The organism is Methyloceanibacter sp. (assembly GCF_058506495.1).
This window is the reverse complement of sequence record NZ_JBZMXT010000145.1, coordinates 1-3,272: the sequence shown is the minus strand read 5'-3', so window position 1 is coordinate 3,272 and position 3,272 is coordinate 1. Positions and strand designations below refer to the sequence as shown.

The following is a 3,272-nucleotide window of genomic DNA, read 5'->3' as shown; positions in this document are numbered from 1 at the left end:
TTATCGGGTGTGTTCATGTCCACGCCGTCGAAGATCGCATCGGCCAGCGCCGTCGATGGACTGCTCGGATCGTGGCGCGGGGGTGCCACGGCCAAGTACACATCGGGGGGACCCGAGCGGCTTAGCTGCAACGCCTACTATCGTGGTGGCGGATCCAGTCTCGGACTCTCCGTGATCTGCAACTCACCGACATCTAAGGTTCACATCCGGAGCAACCTACGCGTTAGCGGCAACAAGGTTTCCGGTAGCTGGGAAGAGCGTACGTACAACGCCGAAGGCAGCGCATCCGGCTCCGTAAAGCCTGGCCGCCTCAACATTCGGATTTCCGGCACGGTCTCCGGAAGCATGACCGTCAATTACACAAAGTCCCGGCAGAACATCACGATCTCCACCACAGGCACCTCGCTGCGGAGCGTTTCGATGTCGCTGACCCGGACCGGCTGATACCTCACCCTCGCCTTTAAAGTTTCCCTGTAGTGTGCTGGGTTTAGTGACCCCTTTTCGGGGGGCGCTTAGGGTAAAAGCTGAACCGCGCGAACTGGGGAACGAGGAGCAGAAGCCATGGGCGAGGCGTTACTGACCCAAAAAGTGGTAGGGGACAGGCTGGAGCTCGTCGCACGAGGCTCTTGGACAGCCCCGTACGCGGGCGAGCTTGAGAGCGAGATCAATCGCCTCGCCAACGGCGCCTCCGGCGCTACGTCCGCAAAAACCAACGACGTTTCGATCGACATGGCCGGCGTCCGCGAGCTCGATACATTTGGCGCATGGCTTCTGGAACGTCTAACCCGCCAATGGACGGGCGCCGGCCGCGAAGCTGTGGTGGTTGGCCTGCCCCAGCATGGCGCGGACCTCGTCGAGGAGATGCACGGGGTCAACCGCCAAGAGCCGCCGCGGCCGGAGCCAAGCAACCCGATCATCTCGTTTTTTGCCGCTGTGGGCAGAGGAACAATGGGCTTCGCAGGGAGCTTTCACACCTTCGCGCAGATGCTGGGCGCGACGGGCATCGCCGCTGCTCGCGTTCTGTTCCGTCCGAGCGAGTACCGGCTCACCTCGACCGTGCATCAATTCGACCGCGTCGCCCTTCAAGCCGTCCCAATCATCCTACTGATCACTTTTCTGATTGGCGCCATCGTCGCCCAGCAGGGCATCTTTCATTTCCGCAAGTTTGGCGCCGAGCTCTATGCGGTAGACCTCGTCGGCATTCTGGTTCTGCGCGAGATCGGGGTCCTGATCGTCGCAATCATGGTCGCGGGACGGTCCGGCAGCTCCTACACTGCCGAACTCGGTTCAATGAAGATGCGCGAGGAGCTCGACGCGTTGCGCACGATGGGCTTCGACCCCGTCGAAGTCCTTGTCCTACCCCGGATTATCGTGGTTGTGGTGGCGCTTCCAGCGTTGACCTTCCTCGGATGCATGTCCGCGCTATATGGCGGCGGCCTCGTAGCCTGGCTCTATGGCGGCATGAGTCCGGACATCTATATCGCGCGCCTCACCGACGCAATCTCTCTCACCCACTTTCAGGTCGGCATGATCAAGGCGCCGTTCATGGGACTTGTCATTGGCCTGGTGGCTTGCGCCGAAGGACTGCGGGTGAAGGGAAGCGCTGAGTCGCTTGGCATCCAGACGACAAAGTCGGTGGTCGAGTCGATCTTCTTAGTGATCGTTCTCGATGGCTTGTTCGCGATCTTCTTTGCCTCGATCGGAATGTGATTCACACATGAGCGAAGAAAAGCCGGTCATCACCGTGCGCGATCTTGTTGTCGGTTTCGGCACTCAGACTGTGCTCAATCACCTGGACATGGACGTGCGTCCCTCGGAGATCCTTGGCGTTGTCGGAGCATCGGGCGCCGGCAAGTCGGTTCTATTGCGAACCATCATCGGGCTCATCCCGCGTCGCCGGGGCACGATTGAGGTGTTGGGAAAAGATCTCGACAAAATCGACGAGGCAGAACGGCGCGCGGTGGAGCGACGCTGGGGTGTACTCTTTCAGCAAGGCGCGCTGTTTTCATCGCTGACAGTGAAACAGAACATCCAATTCCCGATGCGCGAGAACCTCGAAATCTCTCAGCGTCTCATGGACGAGATGGCCCATGCCAAGCTCGAAATGGTTGGACTGTCACCCCGGGACGGTGACAAATACCCCTCCGAGCTGTCGGGCGGCATGACCAAACGTGTCGCGCTTGCGCGGGCCTTGGCGCTCGATCCAGAGATCGTCTTCCTGGACGAGCCAACCTCGGGCCTCGACCCAATTTCCGCCGGAGACTTCGACGAACTGATCCGGACGCTTCAGCAAACCCTGGAAATCACCGTGTTTATGGTGACCCACGATCTTGAGAGCCTTTATACAGCCTGCGACAGGATCGCGGTTCTCGCTGACGGTAAGCTCGCCGCAGAAGGGCCGATCTCTGTCATGCTGGAGTCCGAGCATCCGTGGGTAAAGACCTACTTCCAGGGTAAGCGGGGCAGCAACCTTGCGGACCGAGAGCTAACGCAATAAACGCGTGACCGAACGAGAAGGACGCTGATCGATGGAAACTCGTGCCCGCTACGCCCTGATAGGATTTTTCATCCTCGCCGTGCTCGGCGCGGGCTTCGGCTTTGTCTACTGGCTGGAAAACAAGGGCGGCTTCGGCGAACGGACAACTTATCGCATCCAGTTCGAAAGCGCGGTGCCGGGCCTCTATGTTGGCTCGGCAGTCCTCTTCAACGGTATTCGCGTCGGAGATGTGACGGGTGTCGGTCTCGATCCAGCTCGGCCCCAGCTGGTGCTTGCGACAATCTCGGTGATGAAAGATACGCCCATTCGCGAGGACACGCGGGTTAACGTGGAACAGCAGGGGCTAACCGGCGGTGTCGCCGTGACGTTGACGGGCGGCACGTCCGCGGAACGTCTGCCTACAGATGGTGGCTTTGCAACTCTTGTCGCGCCGCGAAATGTGGGACGCGACTGGACGCAAAGCGCACGCGATGCTTTCCAAGAGGTTGAGCAGATCCTGGATGAGAACCGAATACCGGTGAACGAGACCATTGAGAACATCCGGGTCTTCACCGATGCGCTTGCGCGCAACACGGACAAGGTTGACGGCATTCTAGCGGGCATCGAACGCATGACGGGCGGCGGCCAGGATGCGGCCCTAGTCTATTCGCTCAAGCCCGCAGCAGACCTGCCGCCCGCCCCTACAACGCCGCCAAGCTGGAAGCTCACCCTACCGGAGCCGAGCACAGTGCTTGCCTACAACACGGACAAGATCATGACTCGGCCCGCACCCAAC

Annotated in this window: 4 protein-coding genes; all 4 read left to right on the top strand. The window is 60.3% G+C overall.

The features are described 5' to 3' along the window. Positions 1-444 (top strand): hypothetical protein (locus AC33YF_RS13335; protein WP_491777701.1); only part of this gene is annotated, 444 nt, incomplete at its 5' end. Between the two features lie 117 nt (positions 445-561). Next, complete coding sequence (locus AC33YF_RS13330) at positions 562-1,710, top strand: ABC transporter permease (protein ID WP_491777700.1); 1,149 nt, start codon at positions 562-564, stop codon at positions 1,708-1,710. A gap of 7 nt (positions 1,711-1,717) precedes the next feature. Further along, a complete protein-coding gene (locus AC33YF_RS13325; protein WP_491777699.1) occupies positions 1,718-2,497 on the top strand; it encodes an ABC transporter ATP-binding protein in 780 nt (259 codons plus the stop codon). 31 nt (positions 2,498-2,528) lie between these two features. Next, positions 2,529-3,272: MlaD family protein (locus tag AC33YF_RS13320; RefSeq protein WP_491777698.1), on the top strand; the 744-nt coding region annotated here is incomplete at its 3' end.

Excerpts from the sequence above, each read along its gene's own strand:
- AC33YF_RS13325 (WP_491777699.1), top strand. The coding sequence starts at position 1,718 with ATGAGCGAAGAAAAGCCGGTCATCACCGTGCGCGATCTTGTTGTCGGT.
- AC33YF_RS13330 (WP_491777700.1), top strand. The coding sequence starts at position 562 with ATGGGCGAGGCGTTACTGACCCAAAAAGTGGTAGGGGACAGGCTGGAG.